Source organism: Methylobacterium sp. R2-1 (genome assembly GCF_014191355.1).
GTDB lineage: Bacteria > Pseudomonadota > Alphaproteobacteria > Rhizobiales > Beijerinckiaceae > Methylobacterium.
The window spans coordinates 138,883-165,858 of record NZ_JACHWM010000013.1; the positions used below are offsets into that span (position 1 = coordinate 138,883).

The following is a 26,976-nucleotide window of genomic DNA, read 5'->3' on the forward strand; positions in this document are numbered from 1 at the left end:
CGGAACGACACCCATGCCCCTGAGCCCGGACGACCTGCTGACGCGGCTGCGCGAGCGCGGCATCGCCTACAAGCTCTACGAGCACCCGTCGGTTCTCACCGTCGAGGCGATGATGGCGGTCTGCGGCGACATCGCCGGCGCCCACACCAAGAACCTGTTCCTGCGCGACGGGAAGAAGACCTACTTCCTCGTGACGCTCCAGCACGACGCCGGGGTCGATCTCAAGGCGTTCCGCGCCGTGCTCGGCGCGCGCGGCGGCCTGTCCTTCGCGAGCCCCGAGGCCTTGCGAGAGATCCTCGGGGTCGAGAGCGGTGCCGTCTCGCCGCTGGCGGCGCTCAACGCCGCGCCGGGCAGCCTGCGGGTGTTCATTCAGGATAGCCTGCTGAACGAGACGCGGGTCAACATCCACCCGCTCGTCAGCACGCGCACCCTCTCGCTCGTCCCGGCCGACCTCGTGGAGGTTCTGAGGGCGGAAGGGCACGAGCCCATGCCGGTCGCCCTGCCGGAGAGCGCGGCGGCCTGAGGGCCTGTCCCAAGGCTGCGAGTCGGAGCAACGGCAGGCGCTTTCGAGACGCCGCAGCGCTTTTGTCCCACTCGACTCCGTCATCCCGGGGCCGCCTTCGGCGCCCTGGATCGCGTCGGCTTCGCCTCGCGAGGACGGAGGTGAGACCGAAGCGATCAGGTGGATGTCACATGACTCAATGAAATGGCCTCGAAGGATCGCCTCGGTTCCGCGCGCGGAACCGGGACGATCCCTCGAGGCCATTTCCGTGTGTGCCGTTCGTTCATGAGGGTGACGGTCGGATCAGGCTGCACACCGTCCCCGTCCATGCGCCCTGCCTGTGCGACAGCGGCTCTTCGAGCCGTCCACTGAGGGAGCCTTCAGGCGGTTTGCAGGGTCACCGGGAAGGCGAGAGCCGCGAAGAGCGGCGCGATGGCCGTCGCCTCGGGGCGGGCCGGCTCGGAGCCGGCCCGCAGCTCCGACACCGCGGCGCGGGTCAGGCCGATATCGTCCAAAGCCGCGTCGCTGAGGTTCATCAGCGCCTCTTCGTCGGCCCGGGCGCGGAGATGGGCGCGAACACTTTCGAAAACCTTGGAAAACATGAGAAGAGCCTCGATCGCGCCGTCGTTGATCAAGACGAGGACGGTTCGCGTTGGAGCTCATATGAGGCTTCCTCAGTCGTCGGAGGAGCGCGGAAGCTTGGGATCAGCTCTGCTTGATGCGCATGCAATGAGCAAGAAAGTCCAACTTTTAGCAGTTTGCTTACCTATCATGCATGGAAACCGTCGGCCGGGCGATCGCCACGCGTGAGATGCGGCGGAGAGAAACGGCTATTGCGGCACGAAAAACCCCTCTCCCGGGGTCGGAAGAGGGGTTGCGGGATCGGGAGGAGCCCGATCGGTGTCCGATCGGCCGCGTCGCGGGGCGAAAAACCCGCTTCCGCCCGTGGTCGCGTCAGCAGGCGGCGACGTTGACGGCCAGCCCGCCCAGCGAGGTTTCCTTGTACTTGGCCTGCATGTCGTGGCCGGTCTGGCGCATGGTCTCGATCACCTCGTCGAGGCTGACCCGATGCTGGCCGTCGCCGCGCAACGACAGCGAGGCCGCCACCACCGCCTTGTTGGCGCCGAAGGCGTTGCGTTCGATGCACGGCACCTGGACGAGGCCGGCGATCGGATCGCAGGTCATGCCGAGATGGTGCTCCATGGCGATCTCCGCGGCGTTCTCGATCTGGAAGGCCGAGCCGCCTAGCGCCGAGGTGAGTCCTGCCGCCGCCATCGCCGCGGCCGAGCCGACCTCGCCCTGGCAGCCGACCTCCGCCCCCGAGATCGAGGCGCGGGCCTTGATCAGCCCGCCGATGGCGGCGGCGGTGAGCAGGAAGTCGCGCCCGCGCTCGTCGCTCCAGTCGGGGCAGAAGTCGCGGGTGTAGCGCAGCACCGCCGGCACGATGCCGGCCGCGCCGTTGGTCGGCGCCGTCACCACCCGGCCGCCCGACGCGTTCTCCTCGTTGACGGCGAGCGCGTAGAGGCTGATCCAGTCCATGATCTCGTGGGCCGGGCGGCTGTTGGCGAGCTTGGTCGCCTCCAGCGACTCGTAGAGCCGCTTGGCGCGCCGCCGCACCCGCAGGCCGCCGGGCAATTCGCCGTCCATGCGCAGGCCGCGCTCGATGCAGGCGAACATCGCGTCGCGGATCGCGTCGAGGCCGGCATCGATCTCCTCGCGCGTGCGCAGGGTCAGCTCGTTGGCGAGCTGGATCTGCGGGATCGTCAGCCCGGTGCGCAGCGTCAGGTCGAGGAGTTCGCGCCCGCTGCCGAAGGCCAGCGGCGGCGGCTCTGCCCCCGCATCCCCGGCCGAGGCAGCTTCGGCCTCCACGGCCGTGACGACGAAGCCGCCGCCGACCGAGTAGAAGATCTGGTCCTCAAGGAGCCCGCCGCCGGCATCGTAGGCGCAAAACCGCATGCCGTTGGTGTGCAGCGGCAGGATGTCCTTGAAGTTGAAGACGAGGTCGCGCTCGGCGTCGAAGACGACGCCGGGGATGCCGAGATCGCCGGTGCGGCGCAGTTCATCCGCGAGCGGCGCGGTCCGGTCGGGATCGATGGTGGCGGGCGCGTGGCCGAGCAGACCGAGCAGGATCGCCACGTCGGTGCCGTGGCCGCGTCCGGTCCAGGCGAGCGAGCCGTAGATCTCGGCGCTCACACGCACCGTGTCGCCGCGGGTAAGCACGGTCTCGCGGAAGCGGCGCGCGGCGACCATCGGCCCGACGGTGTGGGAACTCGACGGACCGATCCCGATCTTGAACAGATCGAAGGTGCTGATCATCGGGTCCGTTGCTCTCTCAAAAAGACGCCTCTCCCGAAAGCGGATTCACGTTCGGGGAGAGGCGCGTCACGACAGGGTGCCGGGGCCGCGCAGGGCCCATCGCGACGAGGTGGGCTCGCCGCCGGCCTGCATCAATGCGCGGCCGACCCTTCGACCCCGAAGACGGCCTCATTGAGGAAGCCGTGGACGTAGGTCGAGAACGAGCGCCAGCACTCGACGCGGTAGAGCGGCGCGGCGGTCGCGCGGATCAGCACGATCTCGGCCTTACCGAGCAGGGTGCGGGTGGCGCTGCCCGGCGGGAAGGCGGCCTCGGACAGGTCGAGCGGGCAGCCGGCATTGAGCACCGCCGCGGCCTGCCGACCCGATACGTCGATGCCGACATTGCGGTGCGAGACGTCGACCAGGGAGTGGGGCAGTCCGGCGAGCGCCTCGTGGATGCGGCCCTGCAGCAGGTCGGCATCGGCCTCCGGGCCGCCGACGAGCCACTCGTCGGGCCCGAGCCGGGCGATCCAGGTCTCGCCGTCGGTGCCGACCGTGTTGATCGGTGCATCGAGCGCGAGCCCGGCCAGCTTCGGCGCGGCGCCGGCGGCGAGCCGCGCCCGCAGCGAGAAGCGCGCCTCGGCGCCCGCGGGCCGGACCGACACGCCCGAACCGGCGGTCGCGGGGCGGGAAGCGGCGCCGAGCGGCAGGGCGCGGGCGGCGCGGTAGCGGGTCTCAAGCATTGATGCGCTCCCCCTGGACGTCGAAGAAGACCGGTTCGCAGACGGTGACGCGGGTGAACCCGTCCGGTGTGGTGACGTGGAGATGGCCGTTCATCCGCTCGCGGCCGCCCTCGACCAGGGCCAGGGCGATGGAGCGTCCGCAATTGGCGCTCCAGTAGCTCGACGTGACGTGGCCGAGCATGCGCATCGGGATCGGCTGATTGGTATCGGCGACGATCTGCGCGCCCTCGTCGAGGACGAGTTTCGGATCGTCGGTCATGAGCCCGACGAGCTGCTTGCGGCCGGAGGCGACCACGTCGGGGCGCGCCAGCGAGCGCTTGCCGACGAAGTCCTTCTTCGCCTTCGGGATCATGCCGGCCATGCCGACATCGTCCGGGGTCACCGTGCCGTCGGTCTCCTGGCCGACGATGATGTAGCCCTTCTCGGCCCGCAGGACGTGCATCGTCTCGGTGCCGTAGGGCGTGATGCCGTGGGCCTGACCCGCCTCGAACACCGCTTCCCAGACCGCGCGGGCGTGGTCGGAGGGCACGTTGATCTCGAAGCCGAGTTCACCGGTGAACGACACGCGGAACAGCCGGGTCGGCACGCCGCAGATCATCCCCGTCCGCATCGCCATGTGCGGAAAAGCCTCCGGCGACAGATCGATGCCGTCGACCAGCGGGGCGATCACGTCGCGGGCCTTCGGGCCCTGGAGCGCGATCACCGCCCATTGCTCGGTGGTCGAGGTCAGGAACACTTCGAGTTCCGGCCACTCGGTCTGGAGGTAGTCCTCCATGTGGCCGAGCACCCGCGCCGCGCCGCCGGTGGTGGTGGTGACGTGAAAGCACTCGTCCGAGACGCGGGCGACGACGCCGTCGTCGAGGATGTAGCCGTCCTCCTTCAGCATCAGCCCGTAGCGGCAGCGGCCCGGCGCGAGCTTGGTCCAGGGGTTGATGTAGAGGCGGTTCATGAACTCGGCCGCGTCGCGGCCGACGATCTCGATCTTGCCCAGCGTCGAGGCGTCGAAGATGCCCACATTCTCACGCACCGCCTTGCACTCGCGGGCGACCGCGGCGTGCAGATCCTCGCCGGCCTTCGGGAAGTACCAGGCGCGCCGCCACAGGGCGACGTTCTCGAACAGGGCGCCGTGGGCCTCGGCCCATTCGTGGATCGGCGTGGTGCGGATCGGGTCGAACAGGGCGTGGCGGGCGGGGCCCACCAGGGCACCGAAGGTCACCGGCGTATAGGGCGGCCGGAACGTGGTGGTGCCGACGGCCGGCAGCGCCTTGTCGAGCTGCCCGGCGACGATGCCGAGCGCGTTCATGTTCGAGGTCTTGCCCTGGTCGGTCGCCATGCCGGTCGTGGTGTAGCGCTTGACGTGCTCGATCGACTGGAAGCCCTCGCGGACCGCGAGCTTGATGTCCTTGGCGGTGACGTCGTTCTGGTAATCGACGAAGGCGCGGACCTTGGTCGGGTTCGCGTCCGTCGGCATGATGCGCACCGGCTGGAAGCCGGTCAGCGTCTCCGTCGCCTTGAAGGCCTGCCGCTCGTCCGAGCCCGCCGCGGCGGCACCGGCCGCAAAGCCGTCCGTGAGGCAGGCGGCGAGGTCGTAGATGCCGCGGGCGGCACCCGCCGAGCGCTCGGCCTGGGCTGAGATGCTCGGCACGAAGGCATCGATGGCGTCGTCGTAGCGGAGCTTGCCACGTGACTGCGAGAACAGGTGGACGGCGGGCGTCCAGCCGCCGGACATGCCGACGCAGTCGCAGGGGAGAATGCGACGGCCGCCGCACCGGCCGTCGCTCCCGACAGGCGCCACGATGAGACCCGTGACGCGCTTTCGGCCCTTCGATCCGACCACGGTGTGGCCGGTCAACACTTCGACGCCGGCGCCGCGCAGTTGCGCCAGCTCCGGTCCGCAATCCGATTCCAGGCGCAGATCGACGAGGGTCACGTCGAGGCCCGCAGCGCGCGCATCGAGCGCGGCCCGGTAGGCGGAGGCGCCGCTCGTGGCGAAGACGAGCTTGCGGCCCGGCGCGACGCCGTAGCGGTTGAGGAAGACCCGCAGGCTCTCGGCGAGCAGGATGCCCGGCCGGTCGTTGTCGGCGAAGACGAGGGGACGCTCGTGGGCGCCGCCGGCGAGCACCACCTCGCCCGCCCGCACCTGCCACAGTCGCTCGCGGGGCGCCTGGCCCGCGGCGGACGTCAGATGGTCGGTGACGCGCTCGGTCATCGCGACGTGGTTGTGGTTGTAGTAGCCGAAGGCGGTGGTGCGGGGCAGCAGGATCACGTTCTCCCGCCCGTCGAGCTCGGCCAGCGTCTCGGTGAGCCAGTCCGCCGCGGGGCGCCCGTCGATCTGCGAGGTCGTGTCGTGCAGGAGCGAGCCGCCGGGCTCCGCGCCCTCGTCGGCGAGGATGACCCGCTTGCCGGTGCGGGCCGCGGCGAGCGCGGCGGCGAGCCCCGCCGGGCCGGCGCCGACGACGAGCACGTCGCAATGGGCGTGGCGGTTGGCGTAGCGGTCCGGATCGGCCTGGGTCGGGGCCTTGCCGAGACCCGCGGCGGCGCGGATGAACGGCTCGTAGACCCGGTCCCAGAACTTCCGGGGCCACATGAAGGTCTTGTAGTAGAAGCCCGCCACGAAGACCGGCGACAGGAGGTCGTTGACCGCGCCGACGTCGAATTCGAGCGACGGCCAGTGGTTCTGCGAGGTCGTGCGCAGGCCGGAGCGCGCCTCGACCACGGAGGCGCGGTTGTTCGGGTCGATCCGGCCCGGGCCGCGATCGACCGAGAGCAGCGCGCTCGGCTCGTCGGGGCCGTGGCTCAGGATGCCGCGGGGGCGGTGGTACTTGAACGAGCGTCCGACGAGGTGGATGCCGTTGGCCAGCAGCGCCGAGGCGACGGTGTCGCCGGCGTATCCGTGGACCGGCTTGCCGTTGAACGCGAAGACGATGGGGCGGGTGCGGTCGACGCGTCCGCCGCGGGACAATCTGAACGGCTGTGCCATCTCACGCCCTCGCCTCGCTCTGGGTTGCGGAACTGGTTCCGAGAATCGTTCCGGGTTTCACGCCGGATTTCGGCTGCTCGCCGATCGGATAGGTCTCGATGAAGCGGTCGCTGATCGTGTCGCGCAGGGCGTTGAACCAGCGCCCGCAGCCGTGGATGTGGCACCAGCGCTCGGCATGCACGCCCTTGGGGTTGGCGCGCACGAACAGGTGCTCGCTCCAGCCGCCGTCATCGACGGTCATCGGGTCGGCCGGGCGGGCGATATGGGCTTGGCCGCCGCACCGGAATTCGGTCTCGGGCCGTTTGCCGCAATTGGGACAGGCGATCAGCAGCATGGTTCGGACTCCCGACGGATGCGGATCAGTGCGCGACGGCCGCGGCGGCGGCCTCGTCGATGAGGCGCCCGGTGCGGAACCGGTCGAGGGTGAAGGGCGCGTTGATCGCGTGCGGCGTGCCGGTCGCGAGCGTGTGGGCGAAGACGTGGCCCGAGCCCGGAGTCGCCTTGAAGCCGCCGGTGCCCCAGCCGCAATTGACGAACAGGTTCGGCACCGGCGTCTTGCCGATGATCGGCGAACGGTCCGGCGTCACGTCGACGATGCCGCCCCAGGAGCGCAGCATCCGCATCCGGGTGAATTGCGGGAACAGCTCGCAGATCGCATCCAGCGTGTGGGTGGTGATGTGGAGGCCGCCCTGCTGGCTGTAGGAGGTGTACTGGTCGGTGCCGGCGCCGATCACCAGTTCGCCCTTGTCGGATTGCGACAGGTAGGCGTGGACCGCGTTCGACATCACCACGCAGGGGAAGCACGGCTTGACCGGCTCGGAGACGAGTGCCTGGAGCGGGTAGCTCTCCAGCGGCATCGACACGCCGGCCATCGACATCAGGGTCGAGGTGTGGCCGGCGGCGACCACGCCGATCCGGCCGGCGCCGATGAAGCCGCGGGTCGTCTCGACGCCGACCGCCGCGCCGGAGGCATCACGGCGGATGCCGGTCACCTCGCAGTTCTGGATGATGTCGACGCCGCGGTTGTCGGCGCCGCGGGCATAGCCCCAGGCCACCGCGTCGTGGCGGGCGGTGCCGGCCCGGCGCTGGAGTGCGCCGCCGAGCACCGGGTAGCGCAAGCTCCCCGAGATATCGAGCGGCGGGCAGAACGCCTTGCACTCTTCCTTCGAGAGCCACTCGTTGTCGATGCCGTTGAGACGGTTTGCGTAGACGTGGCGCTTGAAGCTCTGAACGTCGTGGATGTTGTGCGCGAGCATCAACACGCCGCGCTGGGAGAACATGATGTTGTAGTTCAGCTCCTGGCTGAGCCCCTCCCAGAGCTTGAGCGCGTGCTCGTACATCGCCGCGCTCTCGTCGTAGAGGTAGTTGGAGCGGATGATCGTGGTGTTGCGGCCGGTATTGCCGCCGCCGATCCAGCCCTTCTCCAGCACCGCCACGTTGGTGATGCCGTGCACGGTGGCGAGATAATAGGCGGTCGCGAGGCCATGGCCGCCGCCGCCGACGATGACGACGTCGTAGCGGGGCTTCGGTTCGGGGGCGCGCCACTGGCGGCCCCAGCCGGTATGGCCCCGCATGGATTCGGAGAGCAGCGACGTGAGGGAGAAGCGGCGCATCGGACGACCTCGCGGTGTTGACGGATCATGGTCCGCACGCCGCGGCGGGGCTTGATCGACGGCGACCGCGAGTTTGGGATTCCCGACCTCGATCGATTTCCCTGCGCCTCCCGCCGAAAAGCGCCTTTCCCGCTCGTCTTGCCGGTTCTTCCGGCCCTGTCCGGCGGGCGACTTTGGCCCGCCCGTTCGACTGACAGATCCAACGGTTGTTCGATCACGCGGCCGTGATCGGGGGATCGAACAAGAATTATTCTATTGCATTCGGCGGATGATCGGAGATTAAGTTCCGGTGTGGGCGCCGCCTCGGCGGACGCGCCCCGCTCGATCGACGGCGCCGGTTACAACCGGAGCGATCCTGAGTCGCTCCCGGCCGGCGCGAGAGTCGGCGCGGCACGTGAATTGCCCACCAAGCCGCGGCGCAGGCCGACAAACGGTGGTCGGGATGGAAATGACGATAGCCGCCGGGGAGACGAGCCCGGCAAGTGTGCTGACCGCGAGCGAGGCGGTCGCCGGGAGAGCCATCTCCGTCGGCTTCATGCTGGTCGATCGCTTCTCGATGATCGCCTTCTCCTCGGCGATCGAGCCCCTGCGGCTCGCCAACCGCGCGGTCGGGCGTGATCTCTACCGCTTCTCACTGTGGTCGGAGGACGGCACCAAGTGCACCGCCTCGAACGGAATCGAGGTGAAGGTCGCGGGCCGCTTCTGCGACGCGCAGGATTTCGACATGATGGTCGTGTGCGGCGGCATCGACATCCAGCGTCCGGATCATCGTGCCCTCCATTCGGCCCTGCGCCGGTGCAGCGCCCGCGGGGCAGCGATCGGAGCCGTGTGCACGGGCACCTACGTGCTGGCCAAGGCCGGTCTCCTCGACGGATACCGGGCGACGATCCACTGGGAGAACCTGCCGGGCCTCGTCTCGGAGCATGACGGGTTGGAGATCGGCTCCGATCTGTTCGAGATCGACCGCAACCGCTTCACCTGCGCCGGCGGCACCGCGGCGGCCGACATGATGCTGTCGTTGATCATGCGCGACCACGGGCCGAGCGTGGCCTCCGAAGTCGCCGACCAACTCATCCACCACCGCATCCGCGAATCCGGCGAGCGGCAGCGGATGGACCTGCGCATGCGCCTCGGGGTCTCGCATCCCAAGCTGCTGCGGGTGGTGGGGCTGATGGAAACCTCGCTCGCCGAACCCCTCGGCAGCCAGGAGCTCGCCGACGCGGTGCATCTCTCGACCCGCCAACTCGAGCGGCTGTTCCTGAAGTATCTCGGCCGCTCGCCGGCCAAGCACTATCTGCGCATCCGTCTCGAACACGCCCGCACCCTGATCCGGCAGACGGCGATGCCGCTGCTCTCGGTGGCGTTCGAGTGCGGCTTCACCTCGGCCTCACATTTCTCGAAGGCCTATCTCGACTGTTTCGGCCAGCCGCCGAGCGCCGAGCGGAAGATCGTGCAGGCGCAGGGCATGCGCGCCTGAGGCGCACGCCTCACGTCCGGAGCGTCGAATGAAAGAGCCCCGGGCGCGTCGGATGAATCGACGCTTCCCGGGGCTTTCGCTGCGGCTTGCAAAGGCGGGATTTCAACGAACCCGGACGCGCCCGGTGCCGGCTCGAAGCACTCACCCCACACGGCAGGATGAAGGGTCGGCTCGCTCGAAAACGACAGCGCCGGCTCCCGAGGTGGAAGCCGGCGCAGGTATGGACCGCAACAATTGTCCTGTCAGAAGTAATAGCCGATATTCATGATGAACCGCGACTTCCAGCGGTTCTCGCCGCCCTGGGCGAGGCCGTTGTTGAACTCACCGACGCCGACATAGGGGTCGTTCCGGCCGATGGCGGCCTCGGTGTAGATGATCAGGTTCGGGTCGGCCGTGAGGGTCCAGGCCCCGCCGAGCGTGAAGCGCTCGCTGGCCCGGAAGCTCGCCTTATCCTTGTAGAAGGCGCTGTAGCCGACGAAGGGCACCACGGTGAACGGACCGATCGGATCGGGAACCTTGTAGGTCACCTCCCCCGAGATGAAGTTGCCGTGCGTTGCCAGATTGTACGAGAAGTCGAAGCCGCCGACCGTGATGAGGTCGTTGCGGAAGGGGTTCTTCGGATCGATGTCCTGGCGGACATAGATCGCCTTGAAGCCCCAGGCGCCGTAGGTGCCCAGCGCGTGCAGACCTTCGAGCTGCTTGGTGCCGGTCTGGCGCGTGTCGAAATTGTAGATGTCCGAGTGCCAGATCGAGGCGCCGAAGGCGAGCGAGGCGGTGTCGTTCTTGAGGACGAAGTACTCGGCCCGGCCGATGAACATGTTCTGTTCGGCGTTGCTGGTCCCGTTCGTGACGTAGGGGTCGGCGCGGACGATGTTCGTCGAGTAGCGCGCGCTGTCGAGGCTCAGGCCGAAGGCGTTGGGGTTGGCGCCCGGATAGAAGCCGACCTGATAGTTGAAGTCCGGTTCGACGTGCGAGAACTTGACGCCGAAATTGTAGACTTCCTCCAGGCCCATGGTGAAGCCGAGCGTTTCGAGGAAGCTCGTGCCGAAATAAGGAGTCAGGCCGAACGGCGCTTGGTTGAGGCCGACGGTGATGCTGTCTTCCTTGGTGAACTTGTAGCCGATATAGGCGAACATCGGGAAATTGACTTCACCCGGATTGCCCCGATAGCCGTTGCGCGGGCCGTAGATCGAGCTGCCACCGTAGAACCGGTACTGCGCCGCGCCGAAGATCGTGTCGGAATCGTAGGCCGCCTTGAGCGCCAGGGTGTCGAAGTCGAAATTCTCGCGTGCCTTGCGCACGCCGCCGCGGCTGGCATCGTCGAAGCGCCAGTCGTAGCGGGCGCGGATGGCGCCGCCGAAGGTGAAGGTGCCCGAGTCGGTTTTGCCCTTCGGCGGCGCCAGGTCGAACGTGTTGAGAGAATCGGGATTGGAGCGGGGATCAGGGACCGCGACCGGCTGCTCGCGGTTGACCTGGCTGGGCTCGGCATCGACCTCGACCGGGCCCTGCGTCTGCGCAGCGGTCAACGTCGGGCACAGCATTGCCCCCGCGGCACATGCCACCAGGGCAGCCGCCAACCTGTTTGCCGTCATGTCCCCCGACCCCTCTACCTGATTTTCCGAGTCGCCATCCGAATTATTGATTGGTTTTATTATGTATCGGACCGTGCGGTCACTTCAGCCAACTATCGACCGTTGGACGGTTCTGCTTGATCCATTTCGCAGCGTTGGCTTTGTGGTCAGCGCCCTTCTCCTCGTTCTCCGCCATCACCGCCTCTTCATCCTTGACGGTGAGCTTGAACTTGGTGAGGATCGTGTAGACCTCGGGCATGTCGTCCTTGAGACCCTTGCGGGCGAGCGTGTTCACGCTCTCGTCATCGCCGAAGACCTTCTTGGGATCGGCGAGGTACTTCAGCTCGTAGCGCGCGAACATCCAGTGCGGCGTCCAGGCGGTGACGACGATGTCCTTCTTGCGCCGGACCGCGTCCTTGAGCGCGCTCGTCATCGTGGCGTCGCTGCCGTCGACGAGCTTGACCGGAAGGCCGTAGGCCTTGATCGCGGCCTCGGAACTCTTCATCAGGCCCGCGCCGGGATCGATGCCGATCACCTTGCCATCGACGTCCGCCGCCTTGGTCTTCAGGTCTTCGATGGAGTTCAGCGGCGAAGAGGCCGGCACCGCCCAGCCGATCTTGGCACCCGTGACGTTCGGGCCGATCAGTTCGAGGCGGTTCTTCAGCTTCTCGTAATAGGCCGCCTGCGTGATCGGCAGCCAAGCTGCAACGCTGGCATCCGCGTCGCCGGTCGCCACTGCCTGCCACATGGCGGCCGCGGCGAGCGGGATCGTCTTCACTTGGTAGCCCTTCTCCTCCAGCACTTGCTTGAGGATGTCGGTGGCGACCACGGCGTCGGCCCATTCCACATAGGCGAGCCTGACTTCCTTGCCCGCTGCCTCGGCCGGCGTCTGAACCAGCGCGAGGCAGAGGATGGCGCCAAGAATCGGTGCACGCATAACTTGAATCTTTCGGGCTAGCTTGAGGCGAACGCCGATCCTGGGCCGAAGCCGAGCTTGGGCCTAAGTCACTCTTGGAGTATCGGAAACAGACTCATCAAGAACGACGCGATCCTACGTCATATGTTTCTTTTGTAAACTCGAAATACAATGGTTAGTTGCTTAGTTGCCGGAGGTGTTGTCTTCACGCCACGCCGTGAGGACGGGCCCGGGCGGCCAGCGCCTGCGTCACGCGGTCGAGGATGACCGCCAGGATCACGATGCCGATGCCCGCCTCGAACCCGGCCCCCGCTTCGAGTCGCTGGATCGACTGCCAGACCGCGCGGCCGAGACCGCCCGCACCGATCATCGCGGCGATGACGACCATGGAGAGGGCGAGCATCATGGTCTGGTTGACCCCGGCCATGATCGTCGGAAGCGCGAGCGGAAGCTGGACCTTGAACAGCTTCTGGGTCGCCGAGCCGCCGAAGGCGTCCGAGGCCTCGACGAGTTCGGTCGGCACGTTGCGGATGCCGAGCGCGGTCAGCCGGATGACCGGGGGCACGGAGAACACGATCGTCGCGAAGCACGCCGAGACGGCACCGAGCCCGAAGAAGGGGAGCGCCGGGATCAGGTAGACGAAGCTCGGCAGCGTCTGCATCATGTCGAGCACCGGCGAGAAGGCTCGCCACGCCCGCCGGCTGAGTGCGAACCAGATCCCGACCGGGATGCCGATCAGCAGCGCCGCGGTGGTCGCGATGCTGACGAGGACCAGGGTCTCGACCGTGGCCTGCCAGAGGCGCAGGTTCCACAGGAACAGCAGGCCGGCTAGCGTCAGGATCCCGATCTTGCGGCCGCCGACGCGGTACGCGGCAAAGGCTGCGACCGCGATACAGATCCACGGCGGCACCGCGATCAGGGTGTTGGTCAGCGCATCGATCCAGTCGGAGACGGTGCGGCTGACGGCCCGGGTCAGCCAGCTGCCATGGTCGGTGAGCCAGTTGAGGCCGTCGTCGCTGAGCGTGTCGAGGGGAAATTTCGGGACGTTCCACTCCATCGATGTGCTCCTGCCGGCTTCGAGAGGGTCGGGGCGCCCGGCTGGGACGACCCGTGCGCGCCCGGGCGCGCGGCGAGCGCCTGTACGACGTCGCGAGGGGTGATGGTTCCGATCAGGCGCCCGTCCTCGCCGACGACCGCCACGGCCTCCTCGGCCGCGATCGTCGCGAGGATGGTGTCGAGACGGCTCTCCGCCTCGACGACGGCCTGCCCGAGATCGAGGAGGCTGGAGAGGGTCTCGGCGGGCCGTGCCGAGGCGAGCCTGTCGGCGAAGAGGCGGCCGACGAGCCGTCCGTCGCTGTCGGCGACGAGCCAGATCCCGGCATCCGTGCCGTCGACGGCCATGCGCGCCTCGGCCACCGTCTGGGTGGGCGCGAGCACGACGCCGGAGCGATCCGCCACCTGTCCCGCCCGGAACACCGCGGCGAGGTCGATATGCTCGACGAACCGCTCGACATACTCGGTCGCGGGATGGGCCACGATCTCCTCGGGCTGCCCGATCTGGACCACCTCGCCGTCCTTCATCAGGACGATGCGGCCGCCGAGCGCGATGGCCTCGTCGAGATCGTGCGAGACGAAGACGATGGTCTTCTTGAGCTTGCGCTGCAGGTCGCGCAGCTCCGCCTGCATGTCGCGCCGGATCAGAGGGTCGAGGGCGCTGAAGGCCTCGTCCATGAGGAGGATGTCCGCATCCGCCGCGAGCGCCCGCGCGAGACCTGCGCGCTGCTGCATGCCGCCGGACAATTGATTGGGGTACTTCGTCTCCCAGCCTTTCAGGCCGACCAGTTCGATGGCCTGCATCGACCGCTCGGTCCGCTCCTTGACGGAGACGCCCTTGACCTCGAGCCCGAAGCCGACATTCCCGAGGATGGTCCGGTTCGGCAGCAGCGCGAAGTGTTGGAAGACCATGCCGAAGGTCTTCTGGCGAAAAGCCAGCAGATCCTTGCGGCCGAGCCGTGTGACGTCCACGCCGTCCACGACGATCCGTCCGCAGGACGGTTCCACGAGCCGGTTCATGCAGCGCAGGAGCGTCGACTTGCCCGAGCCGGAAAGGCCCATCAGCACGAGGATCTCGCCCTCCTCGATGTCGAACGAGATGTCGCGCAATCCGACGACCGCACCGCAGGCGGCCGCGATGTCGTTCTTCCGCTTCCCCTGTGCGATCAGACCGAGCGCCTCGGAGGAGTTCGAGCCGAATATCTTGCTGACACCTTCAAGATTGATCCGGCCCATGGGAGAAAACCTTTCAGCGTGAATCGATATTGTCCTTGACGGAAATTTATATAGTTTTATCTTGGACGATGACAGGTTATTTCCAGTCATTCCAAGCGGCTTGTCGTATTGCGACGCTTTATTGGTGCCGGCCGACGTTCTGGCAATTTACCGCTGCAACAGGATGGTTCTGCAGGGGTGCGCCCTGATTCTGGGCAAGGCTGTCCAAAAAAGTTGCAAGATATGTGCGTGTCTTGGGCAGCGCAGCTGTTGCCGCGCGTCCCTCCGACAGAGGCTTCGGCGGTCCGTGTGCGCAGCTCTGCGCAGACGGCGGTACCTTCGCTCGCCACGTCCGCGGTTCGGTCGCCGCGCCGGGGCGCCTGCTCCGAGGCCGGACATCGCTCGCCTTGGCCGCATCGGATGCGCGCTCAGGCTGCAGCCCGCCTAAAACGTAGGCATGAAAGATAAAATCTTACGCAAGCGAAGGATAGTCTTTGCTTGACCAAGAAAAGTGTCGATCTTAGAAATGTCATCGAGTTGATCGCTAGGGTTCCAGCATCGTTTCGATGTGTTCGGTCCGAGAGCGGTTGCCGCGGCGGGAGACATCCGCCGCGGATGCACGGCGGGATAAAAGCCCGGGAGACCTCACTGGCCAGAGATTGGCAAGGACAGGTCTTGTACAATCTCTTTCTGTATTGGAAGGGACGTATGCCCGGCAGAGCCTCCAAGATCGACTTTTCGATATTCTCAATCGACGCTGGCGCGCGCACGATTCGCGCTGGGGCGCCGGCGTTGATGCCACCGACCGGCCTGGGCCGTCGGCGAGACTCGACTGCGTCCTGCGCCAGCTTCTCCGACAGCCTTCCGTAAGCCGCGCCCGGTGCGAAGACGCCTCGGGCGCGTCTTCGACCTTGCCGTCTTGTCCCTCTGCCTCCCTCCCGGCGCTCTTGCTCCGGCCCTCCGACGATTGGCTCCACCGCCCGTCGCCGCCCCTCCGCTCGCCCGAAAGCCGCCATCGCCCGACGAGCCGAATCCGAACGTCACACGCAGTGTCCGGTCATAGTGGCCGCTCCAGGAGACAAGACATGCGCATCTCGAGTCTGATCACCGATGGTCTGACGGGCATCCGGCGCGGCCTGTCCACCCTCACCCTCGCACTCGGCCTTCTTGCCGCGCCGATGGCACACGCCGCCGAGCCGCTGCGCGTCGGCTACAGCGACTGGCCGGGCTGGGTGGCGTGGCAGGTCGCCATCGAGAAGGGCTGGCTCAAGGAGGCCGGCATCGAGGTCAAATTCGAGTGGTTCGACTACTCCGCCTCGATGGACGCGTTCTCTGCGGGCAAGCTCGATGCGGTGACCTGCACCAACGGCGATGCGCTCGTCATGAGCGGCAACGGCGCCAAGAACGTCATGATCCTGCTCACCGACTACTCGAACGGCAACGACATGATCGTCGGCAAGCCGGGGGTGAAGTCGCTGGCCGATCTGAAGGGCAAGAAAGTCGGTCTCGAAGTCGGTCTCGTCGAACACCTCCTCCTGATCGACGGCCTGCAGAAGGCCGGGATCAAGGAGAGCGAGGTGACGCTCGTCAACGCCAAGACCAACGAGACACCGCAGATCCTCGCCTCCGGCGACGTTGCCGCCATCGGTGCGTGGCAGCCCATCGCGGGCCAGGCCATGCGCGGCGCGGCGGGGGCCCGGCCGCTCTACACCTCGGCCGACCGGCCAGGCCTGATCTACGACGTGGTCACGGTGACGCCGGCGAGTCTCGCGGCGCGGCGGCCTGACTGGATCAAGTTCGTCGGGCTGTGGGAGCGGGTCGTCGACTACATCGAGGACCCGAAGACGCAAGGCGAGGCGGTGGCGATCATGGCCGCCAAGGTCGGGATCGAGCCGGCCGTCTTCACCCGCTTCCTCAAGGGTACCAAGCTTCTGAAGCTCGCCGACGGCCGCGCGGTGATGAAGGATGCCGACGGGTTCGGTTCGCTCTACGGTTCGAGCCGGCACGCCGATGCCTTCAACGTCAAGTTCGAGGTCTACAAGACCCCGCAGGACGTGAAGGCTGCCATCGACCCCGCCCTTACCGACGGCAAGTGAGGGGAGAGAGCCGATGCGCGCGCCGCAGCCTCGACGCCCGTCCGACGGGGATGCCGCTCCGGTAGAGGCGGTCGCCCCGCTCCCGCCGGTCGCGACGGCGTCTCCCGTCGCCGGGCGGGCGCGGCGATCCTGGATCGGCGTGGCGCGCCCGCTGACGCGGCGGCGGTACGGGGCGCTGACGCTCCTCTCCTTCCTGCTGCCGCTCGGCCTGTGGGCTGCCGTCTCCTACCTGCCCTTCCTCTGGCACCCGCTGGTCGAGGTGACGAATCCCGGCGATGTCGCCTGGATGGAACCCGGCATGCGGGTGCCGCGGGCGGCTTTTTCCGAGGAGGTCGCGGCGGCCCAGGGCACCGCTTCGCCCGAGGGCCGGCCTGCCAACCCGGTCTACCTGCCCGCGCCGCACGAGGTGGCGGTGGCCTTCTGGACCGCGCTCACGGCGCCCCCGCCCCAGCGCGACACGATCTGGCTGCCCGCGAGCCTGTGGCACTCGATCCAGATCATTGTCTGGGGTTTCACGATCTCCTCAGTTGTCGGCGTGCCGCTCGGTGTGCTGTGCGGGGCGCAGCCGACGATCGCCCGGCTGACCGAGCCCGTGATCGAGTTCGTGCGCTACCTGCCCGCCCCCGCCTTCGGCGCGCTGATGGTCGCGATCCTCGGGATCTACGACGGGCCGAAGATCGCCATCATCGTCATCGGCACCTTCTTCCAGCAGGTGCTCGTCATCGCCAACACCACCCGCCGGGTCGATCCGCTACTGGTCGAGGCCGCGCTCACCATGGGCTCGCGCAACCTCCGCCTGATCCGCCGGGTGATCGTGCCCGCCGTGCTGCCGCAGATCTACCGCGACCAGCGCATCCTGCTCGGTTGGGCCTGGACCTACCTGATCGTCGCCGAGCTGATCGGCACCTCGTCCGGCATCACCTTCTTCATCACGCAGCAAGCGCGCTACCAGCACTTCGACAACGTCTACGCCGCGATCCTCGTGATCGGCCTTGTCGGCATCGCCACCGACATCGCCCTGGCGCTGATCGGCCGGCGCCTGTTCCCCTACGTGATGGGCGAGGCATGAGCGCGCCCGCTGCCATCGCCCTCCCCGTCGAGGCCTGCGACTACCGCACCCAGTGCGAGCCCGTGCGTGCCCGGTTCGAGCGGCTGAAGGCCCGCGACGTGGCCCTGCGGGTCGAGGGCCTCGGCAAGGTGTTTCGCAATGCCGAGGGCGCCGAGACCGTAGCCTTGCGCGGCATCGATCTCGTCACCCACCGCCGCGAGTTCCTCTGCGTCGTCGGGCCGTCCGGCTGCGGCAAGTCCACCTTCGTGCGCATCCTAGCCGGTCTCGAGACCAAGAGTTCCGGCACCGTCAGCGTCGGTGGCGTGCCGGTCTCCGGCCCTGGCGCCGATCGGGGCATGGTGTTCCAGGGTTACACTCTGTTCCCCTGGCTGACGGTCAAGCGCAACGTCGCCTTCGGGCTCGAAGAGAACGGCGAGTCGCGCCACGTCGCCGAGCGCGAGGCGGCGCAGTGGCTCGCCCTGATCGGGCTGGAGCGGTTCGCCGACGCCTACCCGCACCAGCTCTCGGGCGGCATGAAGCAGCGCGTGGCGATTGCCCGGGCGCTCGCCATGCGTCCCCGCATCCTGCTGATGGACGAGCCGTTCTCGGCGCTCGACACGCAGTCGCGGGCGCGGATGCAGGCCTACCTCATCGAGATCTGGCGCAAGATCGACATCACCATCGTCTTCATCACCCACGACCTCGACGAGGCCGTGACGCTGGCCGACCGCATCCTCGTCCTGAAGGCCCATCCCGGCGAGGTCGAGGAACTGATCGAGGTGCCGGTCCCCCGGCCGCGCCATCCCGGCCAGAGCTTGACGCCGGAATTCCGTGCCACCCGCGCCCGGCTCGATGCACTGATCCATCCGTCCGAGGCCGAGGCCGACGGTCCGGCCGATCTCGGCGGGCTCGACATGGTCACCCGGATGGCGAGCGTGGGGGACGAGGTCGAATGAGCACGCTCTCAAGCCTCCCCTTGCTCTGGGCCGAGCGGACCTGGGAGGAGATCCCCGGCGATCTTGGCCAGGCCGCGCGGGCCGCGCTCCTGCCCGTCGGCGCCACCGAGCAGCACGGGCCGCATCTCGGCTGCGGCATGGATTTCGTTCTGGCGGATGCCGTCTGCCGCGAGGTCTCGGCCCGCACCGGCGTCCTGACGCTGCCCACCCTCCCCTATGGCTGCTCGCTCGGCCATTCCCGGCGCTGGCCCGGCACGATCGCCCTCGACCCGCTGCTGATGACCGATCTCGTCCGGCAGATCGGCGCCCAAGCCTACCATTCGGGCGTGCGCCGCCTCTTCCTCGTCAACGCCCACGTCACCAACGCCGCGCCCTTGCGCTGCGCGCTGGAGCTTCTTCGCGCGGCCCACGACGACCTGATGGTGGCACTGATCAACACCGCGACCGTCAGCGAGCGGGTGCGCGCGGCCCACTTCATGGATGCCGAGGACTGGCACGCCAACCGGGCCGAGACCGCGCTGATGCAGGCCGTGGCCCCCGCCCTCGTGCGGGAAGGCCGCATTGCGGAGTCCGATGACCCGGACCGCACCGAAAACCTCGTCTTCGCCCATCCGGTCAACCGCACCAGCCGCAACGGCGTCACCGGCTCCCCCTCGCAGGCGAGCGCTGCGGAGGGCGCTGCGCTGTTCGCCTGGATGGTCGAGGATCTGACTGCCCTCGTCCGCCGCGGTCTCACCGAGACCCCGCCCCTCCCCCATTCCTACGACGGCCCCGCCGTCTCCACGCCAGGAGCCTGACATCATGGGCCACGCGACCGACATCGATCCGCAAGTCCGCACCGTGCAGGAGGATCTGCGGGCAAAGGGCGTGAAATACGTCATCGGCGCCTATGTCGACATCCACGGCGCACAGAAGGCCAAGGTGGTGCCGATCGACCACCTGCCGCAGATGGCGGCAGGCTCCGAGCGCTACACCGGCTATGCCCTCGACGGTCTGGGCCAAGCCCCGAACGAGGACGAACTCGCCTCGGTCCCGGATTTCTCGCAGGTCATCCAGCTCCCCTGGGAGAGCAAGCTCGCCTGGGCGCCGGCCGACCTCACCTTCCAGGGCAAGCCCTACCCGCTCTCGACCCGCGTCGCCCTCAAGAACGTGCTGGCTCAAGCCGAGGCGATGGGCTTCGGCTTCAACCTCGGCATCGAGTGCGAGATTTTTTTGCTGCGCCAAGCCGCCGACGGCTCGCTGCACACGCCGGTGGCGGACGATAAACTGGTAAAACCCTGCTACGACGTGCGCGGTTTCATCGACAACTTTTCCTGGCTCGACAAGGTCGCGACAACGATCAACGATCTCGGCTGGGACCTGTACTCGTTCGATCATGAGGACGCGAACGGACAGTTCGAGTTCGACTTCCAATATGCCGACGCGCTGACCATGTGCGACCGGCTGACCTTCTTTCGCATGATGACCAAGCATTACGCGAAGGAGGAGGGGCTCATCGCCACGATGATGCCGAAGCCCTTCGCCGACCGCACCGGCAACGGCGCGCATTTCAACATGTCGCTCTCCGACCGCGAGACCGGCCGCAACCTGTTCGCCTGTTCACCCGGCGAGGATCCCCGGGGCTTGGGCCTCACCGAGACCGGCTACCACTTCATCGGCGGCGTGCTGCGCCACGGCCGGGCGCTCTGCGCGACCTTCGCGCCGACCGTGAACAGCTACAAGCGCCTCGTGCGCCAGGGCGCGATGGCCGGCTTCTCCTGGGCGCCGGTGTTCAACTCCTACGGCTCGAACAACCGCACCAACTCGGTGCGCGTGCCGGCCGGCGGTGGGCGCTGCGAGAGCCGCAACGCGGACGGCGCGGTCAATCCCTACCTCGCCGCCGCCCTGGTGCTCGCGGCGGGTCTCGAAGGCGTGCGCGAGCGGATCGACCCCGGCCAGCCCAACGAGGACAACCTCTACGAGCTGAGCGACGGCGAGCGTCGGGCGCGCGGCATCGCATTCCTGCCCCAGACCCTGCAGGAGGCGGTCGACGCCTTCGCCGCCGATCCCCTGGTCGAGGCGACGCTGGGCGCAGGCCTTCGCGAAGAGTTCATCCGCACCAAGCGCGAGGAGTGGAACGCCTACCATCTCACGGTGAGCCCGTGGGAGATCGAGCGCTACAGCCACCTGTTCTAGAGCCGTATCCGACCTGATTGCATCAGGTCGGCGTCTCTCGATCTTTGTTTTGACGCGCTTTCTTCGACGAACCGGCATCCACTTCGTCGGAAAGCGCTCTGGGCGGAGGCTTTTTGTCATGAAGACCGTCATCGCCTTCGCGAATTCTTCCGCCGAAGCATCGACCTACCGGCCGGCGCCCGAGCGCATCCTGGCCGGCGACCCGGTCCAGACCGCGACGCTCCACTTCACCAGCGCCGACGGGCGCTTCTCCGCCGGCACCTGGGCGGCGCAGCCGGGGACGTGGCGGGTGGTCTTCACCGAGAGCGAGTTCTGCCACCTGCTCGAAGGCGTGATCGTCGTCACCGACGAGGCCGGGACACAAACCACCTTCCGGGCCGGCGACGCCTTCGTCTCGCTCGCCGGCTTCACCGGCACCTGGGAGATCGTCGAGCCCGCCCGGAAGCTCTTCGCCTTCTACGAGTAGCCCAACCCAAACTGGCCTGCCGGGACGGCCCGGCCGCGACAGGGCTCTTGGACCGGGACGACCCGGCCCTGATCGGAGACATGCGCAATGTCGGATGCAATGTCGGACGAAGCGAGCCTCATCGCCGAGAACCGCCGCCGCTACGAGGAGCTGAAGCAGGCGGGTCAGGGCTACGCCCCGCGCGCCCTGCCCGGCCCGAGCCCGCGCGGCGGCGTGCCGCTCGATGCGGCGGCGATCCTCCACCGCGAGACCATCCCCGGCGGCTGGTATTGGGCCGCCACCCTCAAACGCGGCGAGGCGATCCGGCTCAGCCTCGACCACGGCCCGTCGAGCGTCGCCCTCGTCGCGTGGTCGGCTTCTGATCCGAGCGAGCGGCTGAACTACGCCGACACCGTCAAGGTGCAGTGGACGGCCGCCCTCCGGAAGGGCCGTGTGCTGTTCTCCGATATGGGCCGCGTGATGTTCTCGATGATCGAGGATTCCTGCGGGGGCCACGACGCGCTCGTCGGCGGCTCCAATGCCGCCTCGAACGCGGCGCGCTATGCCGGCGGTCCCCATCGCAACACCCGCGACAACCTCGTTCTGGCCGCCCTCAAGAGCGGGCTGGAGCGGCGCGACATCCCCGCCTGCATCTCGTTCTTCGCCCCCGTTGTGGTCGGGCCGGAGGGCCGCTTCGCCTGGAACGCCGCCGGCCGCATGGCGGACGACTTCGTCGATCTGCGCGCCGAGATGGACCTGATCGTCGCCCTCTCGAACTGCCCCCATCCCCTCGATCCGGCCCCCGATTACGCGCCGAACCCGGTAACGGTGACCCGCTTCCGCGCCCTGCCCCCGACAGGGGACGATCTGTGCCGCACCGCCACGATCGAGGCCGTGCGCGGCTTCGAGAACAACGCCGCCGCCGGCTTCTGAAGGGGAGGAAGACCGATGACCGACACCGTGACCACGCTCTTCGACCAAGTCGTTCTGGATCAAGTCGTACCCGCCCAGGCGCCGTTCTCCACCCTCGTGCGGGCCGGCCAGACCATCCGCATCGAGGACAGCCAAGGCTGCCAGGCCGTCGACACCCTGTTCTACCGGGCCGACGACAGGGCTGAGCGCTACTCCTCCCAGGATACGGTGCGTGCGCAGGGCGCGGCCTACGTCACCACCGGCACGCGGGTGATGTCGAACGAGGGGCGGCTGATGCTCACCGTCACCGCCGATTCCTGCGGGCGCCACGACACCTCGGCCGGGGCCTGTTCCTGCGAGAGCAACACCGTCCGCTTCGGCCACGCCACGAAGTATCTCCACGCCTGCCGCGAGAATTTCGCGCTGGAGGTTGCGAAGTACGGCCTGTCGAAGCGCGACATCGTGCCGAACATCAACTTCTTCATGAACGTGCCGATCGAGCAGGACGGCGGGCTCGCCATCGTCGACGGCGTGTCGTCGCCCGGCGACTACGTCGAGCTCAGGGCCGAGATGGACGTGATCTGCGTGATCTCGAACTGCCCGCAGATCAACAACCCCTGCAACGGCTTCAACCCCACGCCGATCCGCGTGACGGTTCGCGAGGGTTGAGGCGCATGTTCCGAAAGGTTCTGGTCGCCAATCGCGGCGAGATCGCCGCGCGTGTCGTGCGCACGCTGCGGCGCATGAACATCGCCTCCGTCGCCGTCTATTCGGACGCCGACCGCTTCACGCCGGGCGTGCTCGCCGCCGACGAGGCCGTGCGCCTCGGCCCTGCGCCGGCCGCGCAGAGCTATCTCGACGTCGAGGCCGTCATTGCCGCCTGCAAGGCGACAGGCGCCGAGGCCGTCCATCCCGGCTACGGCTTCCTGTCCGAGAATGTCGGCTTCGCCGAGCGGCTGGCGGTGGAGGGCATCGTCTTCATCGGGCCGCGCCCGGAGCACCTGCGCGCCTTCGGCCTCAAGCACAAAGCCCGTGAGCTCGCCAAGGCCAGCGGCGTGCCGCTCCTGCCCGGCACCGACCTGCTGCCCAATCTCGAGACGGCGCTGAGCGCGGCGGAGGCGATCGGCTATCCGGTCATGCTCAAGAGCACCGCGGGCGGCGGCGGCATCGGCATGCAGCTCTGCCACTCGGGCCAGGAACTGGCCGAGCGCTTCGCCGCGGTCGAGCGCACGGCGCGGGCCAGCTTCGGCGATGCCCGCGTCTATCTCGAGCGCTTCGTGGCGCAGGCCCGCCACGTCGAGGTGCAGATCTTCGGCGACGGGCGCGGCCGCGTCGTGGCGCTCGGCGAGCGCGACTGCTCGCTCCAGCGCCGGAACCAGAAGGTGATCGAGGAGACGCCGGCCCCCGGCCTCTCCGACGCGGTGCGCGCCCGGCTCCACGCCGCGGCGGTCGCTTTGGCGGAGAGCGTCGCCTACGCCTCGGCCGGCACGGTCGAGTTCATCTACGATCCGGATCGCGAAGACTTCTCCTTCCTCGAAGTGAACACGCGGCTTCAAGTGGAGCACCCGGTGACTGAGGCGGTGTTCGGCATCGACCTTGTCGAATGGATGGTGCGTCAGGCCGCGGGCGAGGACCCGATCACGGCGGCCGGGTCGCTCGTGCCGAGGGGCGCGGCGATCGAGGCCCGGCTCTACGCCGAGATCCCGCACGCCAACTTTTCTCCGAGCGCCGGCCTGCTCACCGAGGTGCGCTTCCCCGAGAACGCCCGCATCGACGGCTGGATCGCCACCGGCACCGAGGTCACCCCGTTCTACGACCCGATGCTCGCCAAGATCATCGTCACCGGGGCCAACCGACCGGACGCCATCGCGGCGCTTCATGCGGCGCTGGCCGACACCGCCGTCTCCGGCATCGAGACCAACCTCGACTATCTGCGCACCATTGCCGCCTCGGCGATGTTCGCCGAGGGCCGCGTGGCGACCACGGCCCTGCGCGATCTCGCCTACGCGCCGAAGAGTATCGAGGTGCTGCTGCCGGGCCCCCAATCGAGCCTGCAGGAACTGCCCGGCCGCCTCGGCCTGTGGGAGGTCGGCGTGCCGCCGAGCGGTCCGATGGATGCGCGCTCCTTCGCCCACGCCAACGCCCTCGTCGGCAACGGGCAAGACACCTGCGCCCTCGAACTCACTGTCTCGGGCCCGACGCTGCGCTTCCACACGGATGCTCGGGTGGCGCTTGCGGGCGCCGCGATGCGGCTCACCCTCGACGGTGAGGCGCGCCCGCACGGCGAGGCGTTCCCGGTCAGGGCGGGGCAGACACTCGCCATCGGCGCGATCGAGGGGCCGGGACAGCGCGCCTATCTGGCCCTGCGCGGTGGCCTCGAAGCGCCTCTGGTGCTCGGCTCGCGCGCGACCTTCGCGCTCGGCGCCTTCGGCGGCCACGCCACGGGCGTCCTCAAGGCCGGCGACGTGCTTCATCTCGGTGACGTGCCCGAAGTCGCCGCTGCCCTGCCCGAGCCCGCGCCGCTGACCCATGACTGGGAGGTCGGCGTCGTCTACGGCCCGCACGGCGCGCCGGACTTCTTCCAAGAGGCCGACATCGCCGACTTGTTCTCGGCCTCCTACGAGGTCCACTTCAACTCGGCCCGCACCGGCGTGCGCCTGATCGGCCCGACGCCGCGCTGGGCGCGGACCGACGGCGGCGAGGCCGGACTCCATCCCTCGAACCTGCACGACAACGCCTACGCCGTCGGCGCCATCGACTTCACCGGCGACATGCCGATCCTGCTCGGCCCTGACGGCCCGAGTCTCGGCGGCTTCGTCTGCCCGGCGGTGATTGCCCGCGACGAACTCTGGAAGATGGGCCAGCTCCGGCCCGGCGATACGGTCCGCTTCCAGCCCCTGGCCCGGCCGGACGACGAGATGGCCGCGCCGGCCCTGATCGGCGGGGGTGCCCTGCCCGGCTCGCCCATCCTCGCCCGCGACGAGACCGGTCCGGTCCCCGTCGCCTATCGGCGGCAGGGCGACGACAACCTGCTCGTCGAGTACGGTCCGATGGCCCTCGATATCGGTTTGCGGCTGCGCGTCCACCTGCTCGCCGAGGCGGTCCGCGCCGCCCGGCTCCCCGGGCTGACCGACCTGACGCCCGGCATCCGCTCGCTTCAGATCCACTACGACGGCACGGCGCTGCCGCGCTCCCGCCTCCTCGGCAGCTTACGCGAAATCGAGGCCGGATTGCCTCCGGCGGACGCCGTCAGCGTCCCGAGCCGGATCGTCCACCTGCCACTCTCGTGGAACGACCCGCAAGCCGAGCTGGCCATGCGCAAGTACCAGGAACTGGTGCGCCCGAACGCGCCCTGGTGCCCCTCGAACATCGACTTCATCCGCCGCATCAACGGCCTGCCCGACGAGGCGGCGGTGCGGAACATCATCTTCGACGCAGAGTACCTCGTGATGGGGCTCGGCGACGTCTATCTCGGCGCCCCGGTCGCCACCCCGGTCGACCCGCGCCACCGCCTCGTCACGACGAAGTACAACCCGGCCCGCACCTGGACGCCGGAGAACGCGGTCGGCATCGGCGGCGCCTACATGTGCATCTACGGCATGGAGGGGCCGGGCGGATACCAGCTGTTCGGGCGCACGATCCAGATCTGGAACACGTGGCGGACGACCCGCGAGTTCGTGCCCGGCCATCCTTGGCTGCTGCGGCCCTTCGACCGCATCCGCTTCTTCCCCGTCAGCCACGACGCGCTGACCGAGGCCCGCGCCGCCTTCCCGCACGGGGCCTATCCGATCCGGATCGAGGACGGCACGTTCTCCTATGCCGAACACCGGGCCATGCTCGCGGGGAACGCCGCCGAGATCCAGCGCGCGGGCGCGCGCCAGAGGGCGGCCTTCGCCGCGGAGCGCGAGCGCTGGAAGGTGGAAGGGCTCGACAGCTTCGTCGCCGACGAGGCGGTGGCGACGGAGGCTGCCGAGATCCCGCCCGGCTGCGAGGGCGTGCCGACGACCGTGCCCGGCAATGTCTGGAAGGTTCTGGTCGGCGCGGGCGACGCCGTCACGGCAGGCCAGACGGTGGCCATCCTCGAATCGATGAAGATGGAGGTGGCGGTCACCGCCCCCGTCGGCGGCCGGGTCCGCGAGATCCGAGCCCAGCCCGGCCGCACCCTGCGCGGCGGCGACCTCGTCGCCATCCTCGAAACATAGGACGTCGTCTTTTCCCGAAGGCCGGCAACCACCTTTCGGGCCGGTGCTCACGGTCGGGACGGATCTTGCAAGGGCCGCCACCGCTCGGGCGGCGCAACCCGCCCGGCGCGATCCTCGCATAGGCACGGAGACGGCCGATGATGCAGCAGATCCACCGCGTCTTCACCGCGATCCTCGGTCTCGTCGTGCTCGGCCTCCAAGCCAAGGCCGCCGGGCGGCTGCCGCAGGGGCAGCAGGGCCGAGAGACGCCGCGTTAGAGCATCGTCCCGAGAGGTGGCCACCGGCTTCGGGAAAAGACGATGCACAACGACGATGCTCTAGACGCCTCCCGGCCGGCTCGGGTCGTCAAAGCCTTCCTTTGAGTTCGGGCAGCGTGCCGCCGGCCCGGCCTGATCCGTGTCGCGCCCGGCACCGGCACCGCGACCGAGGTGTGGACGCAGGCGCTGTACGTCGCATTGCCCTTTTCCAAGTTCTATCCCCATATGGGAACGAAAGGCGAACAAAGATCTTTTCTGGGTCGACAAGGAGGGATGGGCGCAGATGGCACGCTACCGCTTCCACGCGACGAACGGCTACGAGTGCGTGTTCGACGCTCAGGGCAAGGATATCCGTGTTCCCGAACGCCTCGTGCGACGCGCCAACGAGGTGGCCCAGGCGGTGATGAGCAGCCTCGCCGATCGCGAGGATTGGTCGGAGTGGCACATCACCGTGCACGACCTCAACGGCCGGCGCGTGCTGGTGAAGCCGTTCGTGTGACGGTCGGCGAGGCCGGGGCTC

The 26,976-nt window shown here is 68.3% G+C and carries 22 protein-coding genes and 1 riboswitch; of the genes, 12 read left to right on the forward strand and 10 right to left on the reverse strand.

Annotated features, from left to right (window positions below; genetic code table 11):
• The first annotated feature begins 13 nt into the window (after nucleotides 1–13).
• A complete protein-coding gene (locus FHU13_RS18620) occupies nucleotides 14–523 on the forward strand; it encodes a prolyl-tRNA synthetase associated domain-containing protein (protein ID WP_183437341.1) in 510 nt (169 codons plus the stop codon).
• 359 nt (nucleotides 524–882) lie between these two features.
• Here FHU13_RS18620 and FHU13_RS18625 read toward each other — a convergent pair whose 3' ends face one another.
• The 6 genes from FHU13_RS18625 to FHU13_RS18650 all read right to left on the reverse strand — a co-directional run bounded on the left by FHU13_RS18625 (nucleotide 883) and on the right by FHU13_RS18650 (nucleotide 8,133).
• Nucleotides 883–1,104, reverse strand: coding sequence for a DUF1127 domain-containing protein (locus tag FHU13_RS18625; RefSeq protein ID WP_183437342.1), 222 nt, complete (start codon nucleotides 1,102–1,104; stop codon nucleotides 883–885).
• A 352-nt stretch (nucleotides 1,105–1,456) separates the two neighbouring features.
• A complete protein-coding gene (locus tag FHU13_RS18630) occupies nucleotides 1,457–2,818 on the reverse strand; it encodes an L-serine ammonia-lyase (RefSeq protein WP_183437343.1) in 1,362 nt (453 codons plus the stop codon).
• Nucleotides 2,819–2,949: 131 nt separating this feature from the next.
• Nucleotides 2,950–3,540, reverse strand: a complete 591-nt coding sequence (locus FHU13_RS18635; protein ID WP_183437344.1) for a sarcosine oxidase subunit gamma — start codon at nucleotides 3,538–3,540, stop codon at nucleotides 2,950–2,952.
• Nucleotides 3,533–6,520 (reverse strand): sarcosine oxidase subunit alpha family protein, encoded by a 2,988-nt coding sequence (locus FHU13_RS18640; protein ID WP_183437345.1) that lies wholly within the window; start codon nucleotides 6,518–6,520, stop codon nucleotides 3,533–3,535. The genes FHU13_RS18635 and FHU13_RS18640 overlap by 8 nt, the downstream gene beginning before the upstream one ends.
• Nucleotide 6,521: 1 nt before the next feature.
• Nucleotides 6,522–6,854: a sarcosine oxidase subunit delta gene (locus tag FHU13_RS18645; protein ID WP_183437346.1), complete on the reverse strand. Its 333-nt coding sequence runs from the start codon at nucleotides 6,852–6,854 to the stop codon at nucleotides 6,522–6,524.
• Nucleotides 6,855–6,879: 25 nt separating this feature from the next.
• A complete protein-coding gene (locus FHU13_RS18650) occupies nucleotides 6,880–8,133 on the reverse strand; it encodes a sarcosine oxidase subunit beta family protein (protein WP_183437347.1) in 1,254 nt (417 codons plus the stop codon).
• Nucleotides 8,134–8,581: 448 nt separating this feature from the next.
• Here FHU13_RS18650 and FHU13_RS18655 point away from each other — a divergent pair, with 448 nt between their 5' ends.
• Entirely contained in the window at nucleotides 8,582–9,610 is a 1,029-nt protein-coding gene (locus tag FHU13_RS18655) for a GlxA family transcriptional regulator (RefSeq protein ID WP_183437348.1), read from the forward strand.
• Nucleotides 9,611–9,852: 242 nt separating this feature from the next.
• On the opposite strand, the gene FHU13_RS18660 is transcribed toward FHU13_RS18655, so the two are convergent.
• The 4 genes from FHU13_RS18660 to FHU13_RS18675 form a co-directional block, all read right to left on the reverse strand.
• Nucleotides 9,853–11,202: a hypothetical protein gene (locus tag FHU13_RS18660; RefSeq protein WP_183437349.1), complete on the reverse strand. Its 1,350-nt coding sequence runs from the start codon at nucleotides 11,200–11,202 to the stop codon at nucleotides 9,853–9,855.
• 79 nt (nucleotides 11,203–11,281) lie between these two features.
• Nucleotides 11,282–12,118 carry a glycine betaine ABC transporter substrate-binding protein gene (locus FHU13_RS18665; RefSeq protein WP_183437350.1) on the reverse strand — a complete coding sequence of 279 codons (837 nt, stop codon included), beginning with the start codon at nucleotides 12,116–12,118 and terminating at the stop codon, nucleotides 11,282–11,284.
• Between the two features lie 184 nt (nucleotides 12,119–12,302).
• A complete protein-coding gene (locus FHU13_RS18670; RefSeq protein ID WP_183437351.1) occupies nucleotides 12,303–13,154 on the reverse strand; it encodes a proline/glycine betaine ABC transporter permease in 852 nt (283 codons plus the stop codon).
• A complete protein-coding gene (locus FHU13_RS18675) occupies nucleotides 13,070–14,386 on the reverse strand; it encodes a glycine betaine/L-proline ABC transporter ATP-binding protein (RefSeq protein ID WP_183437352.1) in 1,317 nt (438 codons plus the stop codon). The genes FHU13_RS18670 and FHU13_RS18675 overlap by 85 nt, the downstream gene beginning before the upstream one ends.
• A gap of 512 nt (nucleotides 14,387–14,898) precedes the next feature.
• Nucleotides 14,899–15,009: riboswitch (guanidine-I (ykkC/yxkD leader) on the forward strand.
• A 441-nt stretch (nucleotides 15,010–15,450) separates the two neighbouring features.
• On the opposite strand from FHU13_RS18675, the gene FHU13_RS18680 reads away from it, so the two are divergent.
• The 10 genes from FHU13_RS18680 to FHU13_RS18725 all read left to right on the forward strand — a co-directional run bounded on the left by FHU13_RS18680 (nucleotide 15,451) and on the right by FHU13_RS18725 (nucleotide 26,955).
• Nucleotides 15,451–16,461: an ABC transporter substrate-binding protein gene (locus tag FHU13_RS18680; RefSeq protein ID WP_183437353.1), complete on the forward strand. Its 1,011-nt coding sequence runs from the start codon at nucleotides 15,451–15,453 to the stop codon at nucleotides 16,459–16,461.
• Between the two features lie 13 nt (nucleotides 16,462–16,474).
• Nucleotides 16,475–17,530 carry an ABC transporter permease gene (locus FHU13_RS18685; RefSeq protein ID WP_183437354.1) on the forward strand — a complete coding sequence of 352 codons (1,056 nt, stop codon included), beginning with the start codon at nucleotides 16,475–16,477 and terminating at the stop codon, nucleotides 17,528–17,530.
• Nucleotides 17,527–18,465 carry an ABC transporter ATP-binding protein gene (locus FHU13_RS18690; RefSeq protein ID WP_183437355.1) on the forward strand — a complete coding sequence of 313 codons (939 nt, stop codon included), beginning with the start codon at nucleotides 17,527–17,529 and terminating at the stop codon, nucleotides 18,463–18,465. The genes FHU13_RS18685 and FHU13_RS18690 overlap by 4 nt, the downstream gene beginning before the upstream one ends.
• Nucleotides 18,462–19,262, forward strand: a complete 801-nt coding sequence (locus FHU13_RS18695) for a creatininase family protein (protein WP_183437356.1) — start codon at nucleotides 18,462–18,464, stop codon at nucleotides 19,260–19,262. Before FHU13_RS18690 ends, FHU13_RS18695 begins: the two co-directional genes overlap by 4 nt.
• Nucleotides 19,263–19,266: 4 nt before the next feature.
• Nucleotides 19,267–20,640, forward strand: coding sequence for a type III glutamate--ammonia ligase (gene glnT, locus FHU13_RS18700; protein WP_183437357.1), 1,374 nt, complete (start codon nucleotides 19,267–19,269; stop codon nucleotides 20,638–20,640).
• Between the two features lie 118 nt (nucleotides 20,641–20,758).
• Complete coding sequence (locus FHU13_RS18705) at nucleotides 20,759–21,106, forward strand: cupin domain-containing protein (RefSeq protein WP_183437358.1); 348 nt, start codon at nucleotides 20,759–20,761, stop codon at nucleotides 21,104–21,106.
• Between the two features lie 99 nt (nucleotides 21,107–21,205).
• Entirely contained in the window at nucleotides 21,206–22,018 is an 813-nt protein-coding gene (locus FHU13_RS18710) for an urea amidolyase associated protein UAAP1 (RefSeq protein WP_183437414.1), read from the forward strand.
• A gap of 15 nt (nucleotides 22,019–22,033) precedes the next feature.
• Nucleotides 22,034–22,666: an urea amidolyase associated protein UAAP2 gene (locus FHU13_RS18715; RefSeq protein ID WP_183437359.1), complete on the forward strand. Its 633-nt coding sequence runs from the start codon at nucleotides 22,034–22,036 to the stop codon at nucleotides 22,664–22,666.
• Between the two features lie 5 nt (nucleotides 22,667–22,671).
• On the forward strand, nucleotides 22,672–26,199 hold the full coding sequence (locus FHU13_RS18720; protein WP_183437360.1) for a 5-oxoprolinase/urea amidolyase family protein: 3,528 nt from the start codon (nucleotides 22,672–22,674) through the stop codon (nucleotides 26,197–26,199).
• Nucleotides 26,200–26,739: 540 nt separating this feature from the next.
• Nucleotides 26,740–26,955 (forward strand): DUF6894 family protein, encoded by a 216-nt coding sequence (locus FHU13_RS18725; protein ID WP_183437361.1) that lies wholly within the window; start codon nucleotides 26,740–26,742, stop codon nucleotides 26,953–26,955.
• Nucleotides 26,956–26,976: the final 21 nt, after the last annotated feature.